The sequence below is a fragment of the Lactococcus muris genome (genome assembly GCF_042849115.1).
GTDB classification, from domain to species: Bacteria; Bacillota; Bacilli; order Lactobacillales; family Streptococcaceae; genus Lactococcus; species Lactococcus muris.
In genome coordinates, this window is the sequence record NZ_BAAFQO010000004.1 from 59616 (window position 1) to 77344 (window position 17729).

Consider the following 17729-nt stretch of genomic DNA (forward strand, 5'->3'; position numbering starts at 1 on the left):
AACATCATACAGCAAACCGTGAATATAGGAGTGGCTGCATGATAAATAAAAAAATTGTTGCAGTCATTCCTGTGCGTGCGGGAAGTAAAAGATTACCCAATAAGCATTTGCTTCCTTTTGGAGATACAAATCTATTAGTAAATAAAATAAATCAGCTAAAGAAAGTTCCAGAAATTTCTCGTATAGTTGTTTCTAGTGATTCTGAGGAAATGCTTGATATTGCAAGAAAAAACGGAGCAGCTGATCAATATAGACCTAGAGACTATGCTGATGAAAAGACAAAGAGTTTTAATGAGGTTGTTGAATATATAGCAAGCAATCTAGATGGGGAAATCCTTGTTTGGGCTTTTGCAACAGCTCCTCTTATTGGTCCTGAACTAATTAATAAATTTTTGGAAGTTAAAGAAAAAGGGTTTGATTCGTTAGTAACTGTAACAAAGCTTCAAAAATATATTTGGAATGATAGTGGACCTGTTAATGTTGACTATTCAATTCTTCCCATCACTCCAAAAAATAATCTGCCTAATTATTTTTATGTTAATGATGGTATTTATATAGCTAATAGGAAAGATATGATTAAGTGGAAATTATATCATGGGAAATCGGCCTATCCATTTGAGATAAGTAAATATGAAAGTGTAGATATTGATGATATTTATGACTTCGCTCAAGCTGAAGTATATCAAAAAATAAAAGAAAGATAGCAAAATGAACAAAAAACTCACACTAATCGCTGGACCAGATCCGATGGAAAATGAAGAAATGGTCCTTGAAGTTGCTGCTAAGCTTAAAGAAATTACGGACCGCTTGGGAATCAATTTCATTTTTAAAGGGTCATTTGATAAAGCCAATCGCTCTTCTATAAATTCCAAACGTGGTTTGGGAATGGAAGAAGGATTAAGACTTTTACAAAAGGTAAAAGACATTCATGGCATTCAAGTAACAACAGACATACATGAGTCTTATCAGGCTGAGATTGTCGCAAAAGTTGTTGACATTATCCAAATTCCAGCCTTTCTTTTTCGACAAACAGATTTGTTAGTTGCAGCTGCTCAAACAGGAAAGACTGTCAATGTTAAGAAAGGGCAATTTGCTGCGCCTTGGGACATGAAAAATGCAATTACTAAGTTAGAAGAAGCTGGGGCAAAAGACGTGTGGCTGACAGAACGCGGTTCAACTTTTGGCTATAATCGCTTGGTTGTGGATTATACGGGAATGCTCTACATGCAAACACTGAAACATCCCGTTGTGTTTGATGCGACCCACTCTGTTCAACAACCTGGTGGACTAGGAGAAACAACAGGTGGAAATCGAGAGTATGTTCCTTCTTTAGCAAAAGCAGCTGTTGCGATGGGAATTGACCATCTCTTTATGGAAATTCATCCAGATCCTGCTAACGCTTGGGCAGATGGTCCTAATCAAGTGAGACTTGAAGATGCTGATAAGATACTGACAGAACTAGTTGAAATCTATAATTTGGTGAATAAGGCTTAACCATGAATAAAGAAATTGATGTAATTCGAGCTGCTCAAAAAGTATTTGACTCAGAAATTTTAGCTTTAGAAGCCACTAAAAAAACGTTGGGCGCTGATTTTGAAAAAGTTATTGAGTTGATTGCCACACGGACAGGAAAGGTAATTGTTTGTGGCATCGGTAAATCAGGTCATATTGGTGAAAAAATTGCAGCCTCTTTCTCAAGTCTTGGAACGCCATCATTTTTTCTTGATGCTGCAGAGGCTGCGCATGGGGATTTAGGAATGATTGAAGCCAAGGATATTGTTATTGGTATCAGTTTCAGCGGGGAAACGGGCGAACTGATTGCATTAATCTCAAACATAAAAATGATAGGAGCGAGATTACTTTCAATTACGGGTAATTCTTCATCTTCCTTAGCAAAACATAGTGATATTGCGCTTGTTTTACCTAAAATATCAGAAGCCGACCCAAATGGACTAGCTCCGAGCAGTTCAAGTACAGCAACTCTTGCTATAGGAGATGCTCTTGCTATTGTGGTAAGTCAGCTTCATGGCTTTAGTGACCGTAACTTTTCTCTATTTCATCCAGCCGGTGCTTTGGGAAAAAAATTATTGCTTAAAGTTTCAGACCTTATGGTTACTGGAGAAGAAGTTCCTGTATCTCAAATGGACACTCAATTAGCCGAAGCGCTTCTTGTAATTTCCAAAAGGAAGCTCGGACTTGTCAATGTTTTAGATGCTGAAAATCGTCTTTATGGTGTAATTACAGATGGTGATGTCCGACGTGTGGTAGCAGGAAAGCTTGATGTTTATAAAGTTACCTCTGGCGAAATTGCAACTCCCAATCCAATCGTTCTAACAGAAGATTTGTTAGCGATAAACGCATTAGAAATTATGGTAAAAGCAGGCATTAGTGCAGCTCCTGTTTTTGATAAAGATAAAAATTTAGTTGGCACAATTGCGAGCAATGAAATTCTTAAGACAGGAATTACCTTATGACACATTTAAAAAATATAAAGTTAATAGTTCTAGATGTTGATGGTACTTTATCTGATGGCAAGGTGTATTTAGGAACAAATGGTTCAGAATTTAAAGCTTTTAGCATTAAAGACGGACTTGTTTTGGCTGCCCTTTCCAAAGTTGGCATTGAGGCAATAATGTTGACAGGGCGAAAGAGTGAAGCTGTGGATATACGTGCTAAGGAGCTTGGAATTATTGCAATTCAAGGGATTTCTGATAAAAAAACAGAGTTAGATTCGCTTTTGGTAACAAAAGGTCTGACATACGAAAATGTCGCTTACATTGGAGATGATTTGAATGATTTTTCTACTATGAGTCAGGCAGCGTTCAAAGGCGCCCCAGTAGATGCTGTTTCAGAGATTAAAGCTATTGCAGATTATGTTTCAAGGAGCAAGGCAGGTGATGGCGCTGTGCGTGAGATAATTGAACACTTGTTAAAACAAACAGGGCATTGGAAAGATATCCTCTCACTATATGGAGTGTAAGTGGGACAGAAGTTCTTTTGAAAGTTAAAATCTGGGGGCAAATATTTCTAAGGAACATTAGGAGCATTATGAAAAAATCCTTCATCTATAAAAGTATTGTATTTCTATTAAAAAAGTTAAAGGAAAACAAAAAGGAGAACATCATGACCAAAGAAAAAATAGGAGAACCAACAGAAAACTTCCCAGACCCTGCAGGTATAGCCTTTAAAGGGAAATATTACGCTTTTTCAACAGCATCAGATATCGGCGTTGTTCCTTTTGCGACTGCAGATACGCCACAAGGCACCTACAAGTTACGCGGGAATGCCTTGCCTCACACACCAGAATGGTCAAAAGCTACGGATTTTTGGGCGCCGGATGTGGTGGTTTGGGACGACCAAGCCTTACTGGCCTTTTCAGCACCCAGTAAAGAAAATGGCAAACGCCGTATTGGAATCGCTACAACTAAGAGTGCCACAGCGAAGTTTGAGGCGAGAGACTATCCTTTCATTATCTCAGATACTGAAGGTGGCGTCATTGATCCTGCTTTCTTTAAGGACCATAATACAGGCAGATATTATCTCCTCTATAAGAACGATGGTAATGACATCAAAATTCCTAGTCACTTGTGGATGATTGAGATTGACCGTAATGCAGAGCTTATCGGGAGCAATCCTAAAAAACTGCTGACAGATTTGTCAATCCCTAATCCTCCTCACAACGGCACAGAGAAAGTTGTATCAACCATTGAAAATCCAGAATTAGCCGTAGCGCCAGATGGTACTTACGTCCTCTTTTTCTCAGCAGGTAATTACGGGACGTCACATTATTTTACAGGTTATGCCACGAGTAAAAATCTTTATGGCCCTTATCAGTATGTAGCCCCTTTGCTAACGACACACAGCACAGGGGGAATTGTCGTTGGTCCTGGTGGTTTGGACATTTTTGGAGGAACCCATGTGATGCTCCATGGCTGGGTCAATGGCATAGGCTATCATAGAGGAGGTCATCGTGCGCTTTACACAGGACAACTTTCATGGAAAAATGGCCATCACCCTTATATTGAAAATTTGAAATTAAATCAGTGATTTACAGCTGGAGGAGAGCAGTTTACCCTGTAGGCTTGATTGGAAAGCCTGTAAATTTGCGCAAAATATACAAGAAAGCGAAGCTTAAAAACGGATGAAGCATAACACTAAAAACTACGATTATCTCATTGTTGGTACAGGTCCTTATGGCTCTATTTTTGCCTATGAAGCTGCCAAACGAGGCAAACGTGTACTCATGATTGACAAACGCGACCATATCGGTGGGAACATGTATACGCGCAAGGAACAGGGGATTAATGTTCATGAATATGGGGCACATATTTTTCATACGGATAATAAAGAAGTCTGGGACTATATCAACCAGTTTACGGAGTTCAATAACTACATTAATCAGGTAGTCGCAGACTATAAGGGAGAACGTTATAATCTTCCTTTCAATATGAATACTTTTTACCAGATGTGGGGCACTAAAACGCCAGAAGAAGCAGCAGCCAAAATCGCAGAACAACGTGAAGCAGCTGGAGTAATCGCTCATCCTAAAAACTTAGAAGAACAAGCCATCTCTCTCATCGGTACAGATATCTATGAAAAGCTAATCAAGGGCTATACTGAAAAACAATGGGGGCGTTCTGCCACAGAACTTCCAAGTTTTATCATCAAGCGCCTTCCTGTTCGTTATCTTTATGACAACAACTATTTCAATCATCGTTATCAAGGTGTACCAGTGAATGGCTATACGTCTATTTTTGAGAAGATGCTTGCTTCTGATCTGATCGATGTGCAGTTAAGCGTGAATTTCTTTGCGGATAAAGAAGCTTACTTGGCAGAATTTCCACGGATTATTTATACAGGTATGATTGATAGCTTTTTTGACTACATACATGGTGAGTTAGAGTGGCGTTCTCTACATTTTGAGCATGAAATACACGACTCTAACAATGTTCAGGGAAATGCCGTCATTAATTACACAGATGCCGAAACGCCTTATACGCGAGTGATGGAGTGGCGACATTTTGATCAAAACTCTGACGAGGGCAAGAGTGTGATAACCAAAGAATACCCTCAAAATTGGGACAAAACTAAGGAAGCTTATTATCCAGTTAACGATCATAAAAATTCTGAGATATTCAAACTTTACCGTAAAGAGGCAGATAAGATAGCGGATAAAGTCAAGTTTGGTGGCCGTTTAGGGAATTATCAATACTACGATATGGATATGGTTTTCCATGCAGCGCTGGTTGATGTGGCAAAAGAATTCAAAAATTTTGATGTTTCATGATTAAAGGCGCTGAAAACAAGCCAAATACAAATGATCAAAGCAAAGCTAGGGAGAATCAGTCATGACATGGGTGAGTTTTTTGGGGAACTTAAGGCGCGTTGTATTAAAATCCTTGCTTGCAATATTTTTATACCTCTTAACCTTTTTCATTAAGCGAGAACCCAAGATGGTTCTTTTTGCTAGTTATAATGGCAAATCAGTAGGGGACAGCCCTGGCGCTATCTTTGAAGCTTTACGGGAGCATCCTGCTTATTCGGACTATCAGCTGGTTTGGGCTTTAAAAAAGCCCTATCCCGTTGCAGGAGCTGCTCAGGTGGTTAAGTTCAACAGTTTGGCTTACTACAAAGCCTTAGTCAAGGCAAAATACTGGGTTTTCAATGCCAAAATGGCGCCTTATTATCACAAGGCTAAAGACCAGATTTACCTTCAAACTTGGCATGGTACGCCTCTGAAACGTTTAGGGCATGATATTGAAGACACAGGTAAACATTATCGTGCCTATCTGACGCACGGGCAAATGGTCAAATCTTATGATCAAGACAGTAGGCACTGGGATTGGCTGGTTGCACCTTCTTCCTTTGCGGCTGAAAAATTTGAAACGGCTTTTCAGTTTCCTCGAGAAAAAATGATTCAAGTAGCCTATCCAAGGACAGATGTGTTGAGCAAAGCAACACCTGAAAAAGTGAAACAACTCAAAACAACCTATAAGTTGCCTTTAGATAAAAAGGTCATCCTCTATGCCCCCACTTGGCGGGATGATACTTATGGCTTAGACGGTTACCATATCAAGTTACAAGTTGATTTTGCACGTTGGAAAACTGTGCTGGGGCAAGATTACGTTGTCCTGTTCAAACCGCATTATTTAATTTCAAATCAAGTTCAGATTGATGCGAACCTAAGAGATTTTGTGTTCTCGATGCCTGCGACTTCGGACATTCATGAAGCTTATCTTATGGCAGATGTATTAGTAACAGATTATTCATCGGTTTTCTTTGACTATGCTATTTTGAATCGTCCTATTTACTTTTATATGTATGACTTAGACGTTTATGGTACAGCCTTGCGAGGTTTCTATCTGGATGTACATAATGACCTCCCCAGCTCGCCATTTCAGACGGAGGATGAACTTCTTTTAGCCATTCGAGATAGGCACTTTGATCAGGAGCGGTTAAAAGCTTTTAACCAGCGCTTTAATCCCTGTTCTCAAAGCAACAGCAGCCGAAAAATTGTTGAAATGATTATGCAGTAGAAAGGATTTCCTTTCTTTTTTTATCAAATATTAAAGTTTCAAATATATAACTTTAATTTATTGACGATAAAATTGTAATCTCGTTGCAAAAGATGCAAATAATGATATAATTGAATATAATGTGATGGAAAAAATGTCACAAAAGAAATGTTTATGTAGTTATATATGTGATAGAAAAAGAGGTCAGTATGGCAATGAACAGAAGCAAGAAAAAACAGCAGAAAAAGAAACATCCGATAAGAAACGCAATATTAATTACTTTAGGACTTCTACTTGTTACAGGCACGGCCTTTGCTGCTTTTTTCTACCAGACAGCAAGGGTAAATATTGATAAAACCTATGCTCCACTGGAAACTTCGAAAAACCAAGCGGAGGCCAGCCGTGCGATCAGTGAAAATAAGCCTTTATCTTTTCTAATCATGGGTCTTGACTCACGGCAGGAAGATTTATCAGGCAGAACAGACAGCTTGATGCTGGTTACGGTTAATCCGACAACAAAGCAAACGACCATGGTTTCCATTCCCAGAGATACCTTTATTGAAGCTGCAGACGGATCCATTACAGCTTCTAATAAGATTAATGCTGCTTATGTTCAGGGAGGAGCAGCAGCTTCCATAGCAGCGGTCAATCAATTGCTTCAACTGGATATTGATCACTATGTGACCATGAATTTTAGCGGTATTGAACATCTGGTTGATGCTCTAGGCGGGATAACCGTTAACTCTGACCTAGATTTTAAGGTTGATGATATGACTTTTCATAAGGGAGAAAATACTTTAAATGGTAAGGAAGCTCTTGCTTATGTTCGTATGCGCCATGACGATCCAAGGGGGACTTATGGACGAGAAAAGCGCCAACAAGAAGTTATCGCTGCTATTCTAAGTAAGATAAAATCTCCGCAAAGTCTCACGGCTTATCAAGGTATTCTTGAAGCTCTGGGTGGAAATGTTAAAACAGATTTGACTTGGGATCAGATGCAAAAAATCGTACTGAATTATAATCAAGCTTTTGGTAATGTCGTCCATGAATCCATTCAAGGACAAGGACAGATGCTCAATAGCTTAAGTTTTCAAGTAGTGACTGAAGACGAAAAAACACGCGTTCGTAACTTGCTTCAAGAGCAATTAGCACAATAATTCATCAATCAATCCTCCTTAGTGTCTTTAGGTGTAAGGATGATAGCGTGTCCCCTATTCCAAATCAGCGCAGCAACTTTTAATAAAAGATTATGAAGTAATTCTTCAAAAACGATATTTTTTTGAAGAATGATGAATAAGACGCTCAGGCAATTGATATATGAATTGCCGTTCCTCCTTAGTGCCTTTAGGTACAAGGAGGACAGCGTATTAACACGAGAATAAATGGATGAAAGAAAAAATAACTCTAGTAGCAGGAAGCTTTGACATTTTGCACGAAAGTCATAGTGATATGTTAAGACATGTTCGAAATTTGGGAGACAGGCGTATTGTGATGCTTTCTACAGATAAATTTAAGGAAGGAAAGAATAAAAAAGCCTGTAAAAACTGTAATACTAGAAAATGCGTTTTAGAAGCGATGCGATGGGGGAATCTAGTAGTTTCTGAGCAATCATGGGAGGATAAGGGCTTGTATATTGATAGGTTTGATGTTGATATATTTGCTATGGGAGAGGAGTGGCATGAAAAACTTGCCTTTTTGAAGGAGAAATTTCCTGAGCTAAAAATTATGTATTTTTCTCGCGGCAAGCACTCTTCAAGTCAAATCAAAAAAGATTTAAAATACAGTTTTAAAGAAGAATGACAGAGGTTTTTAGTGAAATTTAAAGCGATTGTATTAACTCTTATTTTGTCTTTCTTTTATCCATTTACTTTTCTTTCGCGCCTGCACAAAAATCGAATTACCTTTATCTCTCTAGAGCATGATAACCTCTCAAAAGATTTTAAAATTTTGTATGAAGCTCTAGCCGCAGAACAGAGATATGAGCTGAAAACTTTGTTGTTCAAGTTCAAGCCAACATTTTTAGGAAATCTCCGATATGGCCTGGCTTGTATCAGACAGCTTTTTATCATCCAAAGTTCAAAGTTGGTTATCATTGACTACAATAATTTTGTGATTTCTAAATTTCCTCACAGAAGCAAAGTCAAAGTATTGGAAGTATGGCATGCGACAGGTGCGTTGAAGAATTTTGGAAACAAGGTAGAGCGTGATTATGAAGTTAAAAACTATGACTATGTCATTGCGAACTCTGATTTTTTTAAAAAGATTTATGCTGAAGCCTTTAATCTCTCAGAGAAAAATGTACTTGTAACAGGCATACCTAACAACGATAAAATTTTTGATTCGGACTTTGTAGATAAAACAAGAAAAAGGCTCTTGGAAAAGTATCCTTTCATAGAAAATAAAACAGTTATCACTTACGCTCCGACATTCCGTGGCCGTATAAGCACCCATTTTAGAGAAGTCGCTATAGATTTGGAGCGTGTGCAGAAAGCCCTAGGGAGCGACTACATTATTATTTATAAGGCACACCCTTTGATTCCAGATTCAAGATATGCTGATACTCCTAATGTTCTCTTTATTGAGGATGAATTAATTTCCTCAATTTTTTGTGTGAGCGATGTTCTAATAACAGATTATTCTGCTATTGCTATTGATTGGATGATTTTTGACAAGCCTGTTGTTGCTTATGTTCCTGATTTTAAAAAATATTCAATGAAACCAGGATTAACCATTGATTACAGGAATGAATTTCCAGGTCAGTTGGCATTTAATGAAGATGACCTAATCAGAGCACTTCAAAGCTGTAAGGACGATGAATATAAGAAAAAAAGAAGTGATTTTTTCAAAAAAACTTACCAATACAGCGATGGAAAATCAACAGGTAGAGTGATTTCGATGATTCATTCTATTATGAATGATGCTTTGTAGAACATGTGCTTGCCCCAAATAAAAAGTAAGCTATTTTAGATAAAATCTAATAGCTTACTTTTTTTATTTTTGAATAAAATAATAAGAGGTTGCTTCACCAGAGGCAAGTAAAGCATTGGCTTTATCTTGAAGCTCTTTGTAAGATGTTGAAACTGTTGATTCATGCTTGTTTCCAGACTTATCAACGTAGACCAACACCCAAGAATGCCCGACAGTGTCTGTTTCTGAGTGAGAGGAAGATGCATTAGAGTCAGCTTGTGGACTGTGTCCACCTGCACCGTTATTTTCTACAGGATTATTCGAGTTGTCTACCCAACCCGTGTCACTGCTTTCAGTGGTGGAAGATTTTGGAGCTTCTGTAGATGATGCAGTGTCTGTGCTCTCAGAAGCTTTTGTATCAGATTTTTTGTTTGTGTCTGAGGTAGAACTTTTGACAGAGCTAGAAGATTCAGAACTTGTGTCTTTTTTAGCATTCGTATTGTTGCCACAAGCTGCAAGAAGTAAGAGAGCAGCAAATGAGCTCACTATAAGTAATGGTAATTTAAATTTTTTCATATAGAACTCCTTAAAAATTCCTTTTACTACCCCTAGTATACCATATTATCTAAAAAAACTTCCTTTAACTATTTATAAAAATTATTAGGTAGACGAAATCCCATTTAAAAAAAGCAAGATGAAAAGTTTGTAAGTGTATTTTTAATTTGTTAGAATTATTATACAATATAGAAAGAGGTATCTTATGATTTGGTCATTAATCGTTGGCGCAATTATTGGGATGATTGCAGGTGCAATCACAAGTAAAGGAAAATCCATGGGATGGATTGCTAATATCTTAGCTGGTCTTGTAGGCTCAGCTGTCGGTCAAGCATTGTTAGGAACATGGGGGCCAAGTTTAGCAGGAATGGCTCTTATCCCTTCCATCATTGGTGCTGTTATCGTTGTAGCTGTTGTGTCTTTCTTCTTAAGCAAGATGAACAAGTAGGCTGGATAGAGTCAATATATACTTGAAAGAAGAGCAAAAAAACAAGGCGAGCCTTGATGTACACCTCAAAAGTTTAACTTTTTGGAGGTCACATCATCTACTCTCCTTGTTTTTGTATTTTAATTTCTTCATCTTCAAGTATACTGATAGAGTACACACTGGATTCGTGCAGCATCTTTTGTAGCGCATTAATCATCATTACGAGCCAGGAGAAAGAAATAGCAAAGGCGATGATTTCAAAAACAGTGAGTGAGAGATAATGAACTTTTAGAAATAAGACAGCTGATGCCACAAGTCCTATAAAAACAAAGGCAGACATGCTTAAAAACTCTTTTGACAACTGTGGAAGAAGATATTTGCTCAACGGGATTAAAACGATAATGCATAAAACGATACCGTAGGCAGAAGCATTATGAAAAACCATGGTCCAGGACTGGGCAGGGAAAAGTCCCACCCCAGCGATAAAGAGAGCAATAACATAGTAAAAGGCTTGAACAACTTTAATCTTGAAGTTGTAAAATTTACTTTTTTGGAATTCAACGAATAAATAATCAGTGATTGTCAGGAGCATTAGGGCTGAAAAAATCATCGTAAAATTAAACTGCCATTGATTTTCAGCCTCGCCCGTCCCTAAGAAGCTAAAATTATATTGCCACCAGCCATTTTGTCCATTTGTTGCCATGGAAAGAAAAATTCCACCGATGAAAGTAACAAAAAGCAAAACGATGAGATGAGATATTTTGACCGAAACTGCAAAGAGAATCAAAAAATAAAAGACGATTGCAGAAAATAGAGCAGACAAGAAGGAGGCTGTCAGAGGGTCCAAGGTTACGCCAACAAAGGTCATTCCAAGAATATGCCAAATCAAAGCTTGAACTGCGAAAATAATGAGTGTATAGGCTAGTCCGATGGTTCCAAGTTCTCTTATGCGACTGATTTTCCGTTTTTTCGTGGCTATGTTCTGTTTTGCATAAACCCAAATAAAAGTGATAAAACCAATAATTGTAGCACAGAGCATGCTCATACCAGCTACAGAGTGATATCTGCCACCTGTGAAAGCTATTTGCCCTTCACCACTTAGTAAGAAAGTCATCAAGGAAATTACTAAGCTTAATAGGCTGGGGATAAGAACATAATGTAAAGAAAAATTTTGAATATCAACTTGCTTTGCATCATTTTTTAAGACAACTTGATCTTGTTCAACGAATATTTTATATTTCTTTTGATCGATTTTATGCATAAGCTCATCTGGAATTTCAATAATTTTTTTCATTAAAACCTCTCCGCTTTTTAATTTTTATCCTAAGCTATTATATCAATATTTTCAAGATTAGGCTTTGTCCATCCTTTTGTTTTTTAATAGGCGGATTTGGAGCAAGTTTTGAATGTTTTTCTAAAGCAAAAACCCTTCTCTTGTCCATAAGAAGGAGAAGAGTGTATTTTTTGGTTTTTAGCCAATCAAAAAATCCCAAGAAATTCACAACTTGGGATTTATTTCAGTTGCATGTATTCAGATTAACGCTTCAAGATAAACTCAGAATGGATAGAGGATTGCTCCATTGTTTTGGAGATAGCTTGCTCAAAAGCCATCCGCCCAACCTCTTGACAGTGGTTATCTACAGTAGGAATTTTGAGCAGCTGCCCTGAAAGTAGTCGTTCTTGCCCTACAATAATAGGCTTGGGAAGGTGTTGTTCATCAAACCAGCGCCAAACGTTGGCAGCAATGTCGTCAGAGTTGGCAAATATCCCATCAAACTGAATAAGTTCTGGGGCTAAACGATAGGCATCTTCGGCTGATATTAAGCCCGACTTTATCTGTTCAAGATGGGGGTTGATCTTATAAATATCCCTATATGCTTGTAGGGTTGTTGATATAGTTGGACTGTTTCCTCTGGATAAAAGAAATCCGATATTTGAGCAATTCTGTTCCTTAAGCCATTGAAAAGCCTGACGATAGGCTGGAATACGGTTGGCATAGGTCGCTGGAATGTTACTGTTTTCGGGCCGATAGCAAAGGACAATGGGGCCATATTTCTGATATTTAAGAATCGTTTCCTCAGATACCTGACGGGAGGTGAAGATAATTGCATCAAGGGCTTTTTTTCGTAATTTTTCCAGATATTGGATTTCCAAGTCTTGATTATAGTTTGAAGGCAGAATAATAATTTTATACCCAGTTTCAAAACTTCTTTCAAGGATACCTTCGAGTATCTTGCTGAAAAAAGAGGCTTTGATATAGGGGAGAACAACACCTATATTATGTGTCGCACCGTGCGCAAGCTCTTGTGCAATTGCGTTTGTAGCATAGTCTAGCTCAGCAGCGGTTTTGAGTATTTTTTCACATGCTTTTTGGGAAGCATAGCCGTTACCTGATAAGACACGAGAGACAGTTGCCTTGGAATATCCCGTGAGTTTGGCAATATCAGAAAGAGAGGTCATAAGATTACCTGTTCATTGATTTCGCGAATGGCTGAAAGAGCTTCAGTCACACCATGATCTGTATTTTTTCCTACGACCATTTTAACATATCTCTTGACGTCTGCGTGAGCATTATCTACTGCAATGGGGAGACCAGCAACTTTTAGGAGGGGAATATCATTATGACCGTCTCCAATGGCAGCAGCTTCTTCAAAGTTTAGATTTTTTTCTTTCAGAATGGATTGGGCAGCATCTGCCTTTGTTTTTTGGCTGGAAGTGATCTCTAAAGTATAAACTGTCGAACGTGTAAGCTGAATTTCCGAGATGTTGAGTGCTTCCAGTGAAGCTTGTATATGCAACAGCTCCTCTGGGTCAAAAGTCATGAGCATAATCTTGTAAATTTCAGAATTTCCGTCAAAAGCTTTTATTCGTGGTTCAGCGCCAGTGAGCGCCTTTTGGATAAAGACAGCCTTGTCCTGTTTTTTGATATACCAATGTGCAAGACTATACCAGCTGAGGCTTACAGTGGGGAAATTTGAAGAAATGTAATCTAAAACTTCTGAAACCGTCTCAGCAGGTAAGATGTGTTTGTCTATAACTTGAATTCCAAAGTCATTTTGGGTAAAAATCAAGTTCCCGTTGAAGGCAATTTGTGGCGTTTTTAATTGGAGCTCGTTCAGTATGTGGCTCATTTCAAAGGGACTACGTGCTGAGACCAGTGTAACTGGGATATCACTAAGACAGATAGACCAGCGATTTGTATCAGAAAGATAGCCATGTGTGTCCAGAAGTGTTCCATCCATATCTGCGAAAATGTGTTTGATCATCGTCAAATCTCCTTTATATTTTTGATGATTTCATTGTAAATTATGAAACGCGTTCCATGTCAAGAAAAAAGAATTTACTTTTTTATTTATTGTATAAACAGAAAAAACTTGCGATATTGATAGATAACATTATAAATTTTATATAAATTCATACAAATTCTTGCAATTTAAAATATTTTCATATATAATAAATTTTAAATTTGAGAAGGAGAAAAAATCACATGAGCAAAGCACCAACATTGACAGTCTTTTACTTTTGGCACAGATAAGTTGTGTTTATGCTCGGCATAGATACAGCTTTTGAGTATTCTCAAAAAGTATCTGTGCCCGTGATTAAAAGCCGGGTCTTGACCCGGTTTTTTTCTTTTCAAATTGAGCAATTTTTTAGTTTTTTAGTAAGGCATAAAGCGACTCGGAGAGTGCCAAGCTGGACTTTATCCTTTTGTGAAGAAACTAAAAAGATAAAAATAATAGAAATGAGGGATTTTACTTGGAAAATTCTAAGCAAAAACTGAAGTCTTCAATGAAAGCAAGACATGTGATTATGTTATCACTTGGTGGGGCTATTGGAGCTGGTTTGTTTGCCGGTTCAAGCAGTGCTATACAAGCCTCAGGTCCCGCAGTAATGTTAGCTTATCTGTTAGCTGGCATAATCCTCTATGTCGTGATGTATGGTGCGGGTCAGATTATTCTGCATCAAAAAGAGACGACTGTGGGTCTAGCTGGTCTTATTGCACCCTATGTAGGAAAAAGATTTGCCCACTTTACAGACTGGGTTTACTGGTCATTGTGGATGGCTGCTATGGTGGCTGAGTCTGTAGCTATAGCTCAATTTTTAGGCGTGTGGCTCCCACAAGTTCCGTCATGGATTTTTGTACTTATTGTTGCTATTATCACTTTAGGGCTCAACCTCTACTCGGTACGTGTCTTTGCTGAAACAGAATACTGGTTAGCTTGGGCAAAAATCATGGTTATTCTTATTCTTATCGTGGTTGGCCTCTACTTGGTCGCTGTACAAGTTTTTCACCTTGGACTAAGTGAGGGACTAGGTCAAATGAACAAATACGGTGGCTTTATGCCAAATGGCATGAAGGGTGTTTTCAATGCCATGCTTATTGTTATCTATTCTTATGGGGGTTCCGAGCTCATAGCATTAACAGTTTCAGAAGTAGAAAATCCCAAAAAAGCAATACCTAAAGCTATTCGTGGTGTTATTATGCGTATTTTCTCATTCTATGTTATTCCTATGTTTATCTTTGTAGAACTCTATTCTTGGAAATTTTTGAGTAGTACTCAAAAGAGTCCCTTTGTTTTGATTTTTGAAAAGTTAGGTATTCCTGGAGCAGCTCTTATTGTCAATTTTGTCATTATCTTAGCCCTCTTTTCAGTGATTAATTCTGCGGTTTATGCCACATCTCGTTCGGTTTATTCTCGAGCTAAAGATTCAAAAGGTATCATGGGAAAAACACTTGGTAAACTGTCAAGCAAGCGCGTTCCCGTCCCAGCGATAATTTTTTGTTCAGGTATGCTCTTTATTGGGGCAATCCTCTCCTTTATTTTTAAAGATAATTTATTTGTATACTTAGCAGGCTCAATTTCTTATACAATACTTATCGTATGGATAATGCTTCTCATCTCCGCGATTATTTTTTATTTTAAAACTGGAATAGGGGGCTGGTTCATCAAGGCAATTTCAATCCTTACATTGCTTGTCCTACTTATCATAAGCTACAAGGTTGTTGTCTCAAATCCTTGGGGGATTTCTGTATTTGCCTTAGTGGTGTGTGTACTCAGCCTCTTGAGCTACCGCGAAAAAACCGTTTCCGAGGTAGCCTAACGCCTGTATAAAACAGAGTCAAGTATTTTTCTTGACAGTATATTACTGTTTTGATAAACTTACTCTAACAATAAAAGTGAGGTAAGGTCTATTGAAATTATAAGTCATGAAATTTGAAAAAATGTTAAAAGCGGTTAAGCAGTGTATCCGCAAGAATTTTTTCGTGTTCATGATTTATAGAAACTAGACCTTCAGAAATAAAGCCCCTTTTGTGGCGCATTTTGAACTCTTTTTCTCTATTTTTGTGGATGCGAAATATAGAGAAAAGGAGTTTTTTAATGTCCCCAAAGCAAAAAATAATGCAGGAAAAATTACAGGTAATCAGGTCAAAACAAAAGAAAATGACTGTGCAGACAGGCAAGCAGGTTCAGAACAAGGGCTTGAAAAAAGCAACCAAACCTCACGGTCATCATACGCATTATTCGATTGGATTTTAAACAAGGAGGAAACTATGAAGCAACAACTGAAACAAATACAAGCATATCGCGTAACAGTATCGCTAAAGGTCAATAAACTCACATAGAAACCCTATCTGTTCACTAATCGCGGCAGAAACGGGTTTAGACAGGAGGCATATGTCAAACATTCAAATTAAGAACTTAACTTTTGCTTACACGGATCAGTTGATATTTGATAAGGTAAGTATCAATATTGATGACAAATGGAAACTGGGTTTAGTGGGGCGTAATGGTAGAGGGAAGACGACACTTTTAAAGATTCTCGTCGGTGAAACAGAAGCTAATGCTGAGGTGAAAACCAGCAAGAGTTTTGTCTATTTTCCACAAACAGTTAAAGATAAAAGTCAGTTGACTTTGTTTGTCTTGCAAGAGCTAGCAGATTTTGAACAGTGGGAGTTAGAACGCGAACTTACCTTACTGGATGTCGATTTGGATACTCTTTGGCGTCCTTTTAGGAGTTTATCAGGAGGTGAGCAAACAAAAGTTTTACTGGCTCTTCTCTTTTTAGATGAGCAAAATTATGCGCTTATTGATGAACCAACCAACCATCTGGACAAAGCTTCAAGAGATAAGGTGGCTGCTTATCTCCAAGGAAAAGCAGGCTATATATTGGTTTCTCATGACCGCAATTTTCTAAATCAAACGACAGACCATACGCTAGCTATTGAGCGTGCTGATTTGCACCTGTATGCGGGAAATTTTGCGCTTTATGAGGAAGAAAAAAGATTGAGGGATATTACTGAAAAAGCTCAGGATGATAAGCTCAGAAAAGAAATCAGCAGATTGAAACAAACCGCACGTGAAAAAGAAGCTTGGTCGCGTAACCTTGAAGCGACAAAATCACGCCGAAAAAGAGGTTTTGATTCGGAAACTAAGCGTGTGGATAAAGGATTTATAGGACGGAAAGCGGCAAATATGATGCAAAAGTCTAAAAATCTAGAAAAGCGTATGAAAGAAGATATTGCAGATAAGGAAAAACTTCTAAAAAACTGGGAGGAAGTACCGGGATTAGCCATGCATGTTCTGAGGAGTCACCAAAAACGCTTGTTGAAAGTCGAAAATTTGACAGCAGGCTTTGAGCATTTCCTTTTTCAACCTGTTTCATTTGATATAAACCAAGGACAGGTCATTGCTTTGACAGGGGTGAATGGTATCGGAAAATCCTCCTTGCTTCATGTATTAACCAGAACATTTTCCGGCAGATATGAAGGAACTTTTGATATGGCTCATAATCTAATCCTTTCACAAGTTCGGCAGCTTGCAGATAACAAAGGATTTTTGAGTGATTTTGTCAAAGAGGAAAATCTGGAGTTAGAAACTTTCCTCAATAACTTACGTAAACTAGGTGTCGAACGTAATGTTTTTGAACAAAAAATTGAACATATGAGTCAAGGGCAGCAACGAAAAGTTGAATTAGCAAGAGCCTTAACGCAGCCTGCTCATCTCTATCTTTGGGACGAACCGCTCAATTATCTAGATGTTTTCAATCAAGAACAAATTATTGAGATGATAAAGCGAGAGAAGCCAAGTATGCTTGTCATTGAGCATGATCCATATTTTGTAGAGCAAGTAGCAGATATCAAAATTGAGTTACATAGGAGCAAGGGATAAAAAGTTTAACATGCTGTATCTCTTGACAGATGAAATAGTATGTAAAGAGCAAAAAACATCCGTTTTAAGCGGGTGTTTTTACTCTGCAACTATAAAATTAATACTCTTAAAAATACAAGGAAGCCTTAACAAGCTTTCAGAAAAAATTTGAAC

General features: G+C 37.9%; 18 protein-coding genes. 14 read left to right on the plus strand and 4 right to left on the minus strand.

Features of this window, described 5'->3' with window-relative positions; all coding sequences use genetic code 11:
* Nucleotides 1-38: 38 nt before the first annotated feature.
* From ACGHCK_RS03515 to ACGHCK_RS03560, 10 genes are all read left to right on the plus strand, one after another.
* Nucleotides 39-704, plus strand: coding sequence for an acylneuraminate cytidylyltransferase family protein (locus tag ACGHCK_RS03515; protein ID WP_251421518.1), 666 nt, complete (start codon nucleotides 39-41; stop codon nucleotides 702-704).
* Nucleotides 705-708: 4 nt separating this feature from the next.
* Nucleotides 709-1494 carry a 3-deoxy-8-phosphooctulonate synthase gene (gene kdsA / locus ACGHCK_RS03520; protein WP_251421521.1) on the plus strand — a complete coding sequence of 262 codons (786 nt, stop codon included), beginning with the start codon at nucleotides 709-711 and terminating at the stop codon, nucleotides 1492-1494.
* A gap of 2 nt (nucleotides 1495-1496) precedes the next feature.
* Nucleotides 1497-2474, plus strand: a complete 978-nt coding sequence (locus ACGHCK_RS03525) for a KpsF/GutQ family sugar-phosphate isomerase (RefSeq protein ID WP_251421526.1) — start codon at nucleotides 1497-1499, stop codon at nucleotides 2472-2474.
* The gene (locus ACGHCK_RS03530) at nucleotides 2471-2980 is read left to right on the plus strand and encodes a KdsC family phosphatase (protein WP_251421529.1); all 510 of its coding nucleotides are present in this window, start codon (nucleotides 2471-2473) and stop codon (nucleotides 2978-2980) included. Before ACGHCK_RS03525 ends, ACGHCK_RS03530 begins: the two co-directional genes overlap by 4 nt.
* Before the next feature lie 143 nt (nucleotides 2981-3123).
* On the plus strand, nucleotides 3124-4047 hold the full coding sequence (locus ACGHCK_RS03535; RefSeq protein ID WP_251421531.1) for a glycoside hydrolase family 43 protein: 924 nt from the start codon (nucleotides 3124-3126) through the stop codon (nucleotides 4045-4047).
* Between the two features lie 94 nt (nucleotides 4048-4141).
* The gene (glf, locus tag ACGHCK_RS03540) at nucleotides 4142-5287 is read left to right on the plus strand and encodes a UDP-galactopyranose mutase (protein WP_202230203.1); all 1146 of its coding nucleotides are present in this window, start codon (nucleotides 4142-4144) and stop codon (nucleotides 5285-5287) included.
* 61 nt (nucleotides 5288-5348) lie between these two features.
* Nucleotides 5349-6536, plus strand: a complete 1188-nt coding sequence (locus tag ACGHCK_RS03545) for a CDP-glycerol glycerophosphotransferase family protein (protein ID WP_251421534.1) — start codon at nucleotides 5349-5351, stop codon at nucleotides 6534-6536.
* A 188-nt stretch (nucleotides 6537-6724) separates the two neighbouring features.
* On the plus strand, nucleotides 6725-7672 hold the full coding sequence (locus ACGHCK_RS03550) for an LCP family glycopolymer transferase (RefSeq protein ID WP_251421538.1): 948 nt from the start codon (nucleotides 6725-6727) through the stop codon (nucleotides 7670-7672).
* 229 nt (nucleotides 7673-7901) lie between these two features.
* The gene (locus tag ACGHCK_RS03555) at nucleotides 7902-8315 is read left to right on the plus strand and encodes an adenylyltransferase/cytidyltransferase family protein (RefSeq protein ID WP_251421543.1); all 414 of its coding nucleotides are present in this window, start codon (nucleotides 7902-7904) and stop codon (nucleotides 8313-8315) included.
* Nucleotides 8316-8327: 12 nt separating this feature from the next.
* A complete protein-coding gene (locus tag ACGHCK_RS03560) occupies nucleotides 8328-9443 on the plus strand; it encodes a CDP-glycerol glycerophosphotransferase family protein (RefSeq protein ID WP_202230207.1) in 1116 nt (371 codons plus the stop codon).
* Between the two features lie 63 nt (nucleotides 9444-9506).
* On the opposite strand, the gene ACGHCK_RS03565 is transcribed toward ACGHCK_RS03560, so the two are convergent.
* Nucleotides 9507-9998 (minus strand): hypothetical protein, encoded by a 492-nt coding sequence (locus tag ACGHCK_RS03565; RefSeq protein ID WP_202230208.1) that lies wholly within the window; start codon nucleotides 9996-9998, stop codon nucleotides 9507-9509.
* 184 nt (nucleotides 9999-10182) lie between these two features.
* Here ACGHCK_RS03565 and ACGHCK_RS03570 point away from each other — a divergent pair, with 184 nt between their 5' ends.
* Complete coding sequence (locus ACGHCK_RS03570) at nucleotides 10183-10425, plus strand: GlsB/YeaQ/YmgE family stress response membrane protein (RefSeq protein WP_202230209.1); 243 nt, start codon at nucleotides 10183-10185, stop codon at nucleotides 10423-10425.
* Nucleotides 10426-10522: 97 nt separating this feature from the next.
* Here the strand turns inward: ACGHCK_RS03570 and ACGHCK_RS03575 are convergent, their stop codons facing one another.
* From ACGHCK_RS03575 to ACGHCK_RS03585, 3 genes are all read right to left on the minus strand, one after another.
* Entirely contained in the window at nucleotides 10523-11698 is a 1176-nt protein-coding gene (locus tag ACGHCK_RS03575; RefSeq protein ID WP_251421546.1) for a DUF998 domain-containing protein, read from the minus strand.
* Between the two features lie 242 nt (nucleotides 11699-11940).
* Nucleotides 11941-12864, minus strand: a complete 924-nt coding sequence (locus ACGHCK_RS03580) for a LacI family DNA-binding transcriptional regulator (protein WP_251421549.1) — start codon at nucleotides 12862-12864, stop codon at nucleotides 11941-11943.
* Entirely contained in the window at nucleotides 12861-13670 is an 810-nt protein-coding gene (locus ACGHCK_RS03585; RefSeq protein WP_251421552.1) for an HAD family hydrolase, read from the minus strand. The genes ACGHCK_RS03580 and ACGHCK_RS03585 overlap by 4 nt, the downstream gene beginning before the upstream one ends.
* 490 nt (nucleotides 13671-14160) lie before the next feature.
* Between ACGHCK_RS03585 and ACGHCK_RS03590 the strand changes: the two genes are divergently transcribed.
* The 3 genes from ACGHCK_RS03590 (at nucleotide 14161) to lsa(D) (ending at nucleotide 17576) form a co-directional block, all read left to right on the plus strand.
* A complete protein-coding gene (locus ACGHCK_RS03590) occupies nucleotides 14161-15507 on the plus strand; it encodes an amino acid permease (protein ID WP_251421555.1) in 1347 nt (448 codons plus the stop codon).
* Between the two features lie 211 nt (nucleotides 15508-15718).
* Nucleotides 15719-16030: a hypothetical protein gene (locus ACGHCK_RS03595; RefSeq protein WP_251421558.1), complete on the plus strand. Its 312-nt coding sequence runs from the start codon at nucleotides 15719-15721 to the stop codon at nucleotides 16028-16030.
* Nucleotides 16031-16082: 52 nt separating this feature from the next.
* Nucleotides 16083-17576 carry an ABC-F type ribosomal protection protein Lsa(D) gene (gene lsa(D), locus ACGHCK_RS03600; RefSeq protein ID WP_202230215.1) on the plus strand — a complete coding sequence of 498 codons (1494 nt, stop codon included), beginning with the start codon at nucleotides 16083-16085 and terminating at the stop codon, nucleotides 17574-17576.
* The last annotated feature ends 153 nt before the right edge of the window (nucleotides 17577-17729 follow it).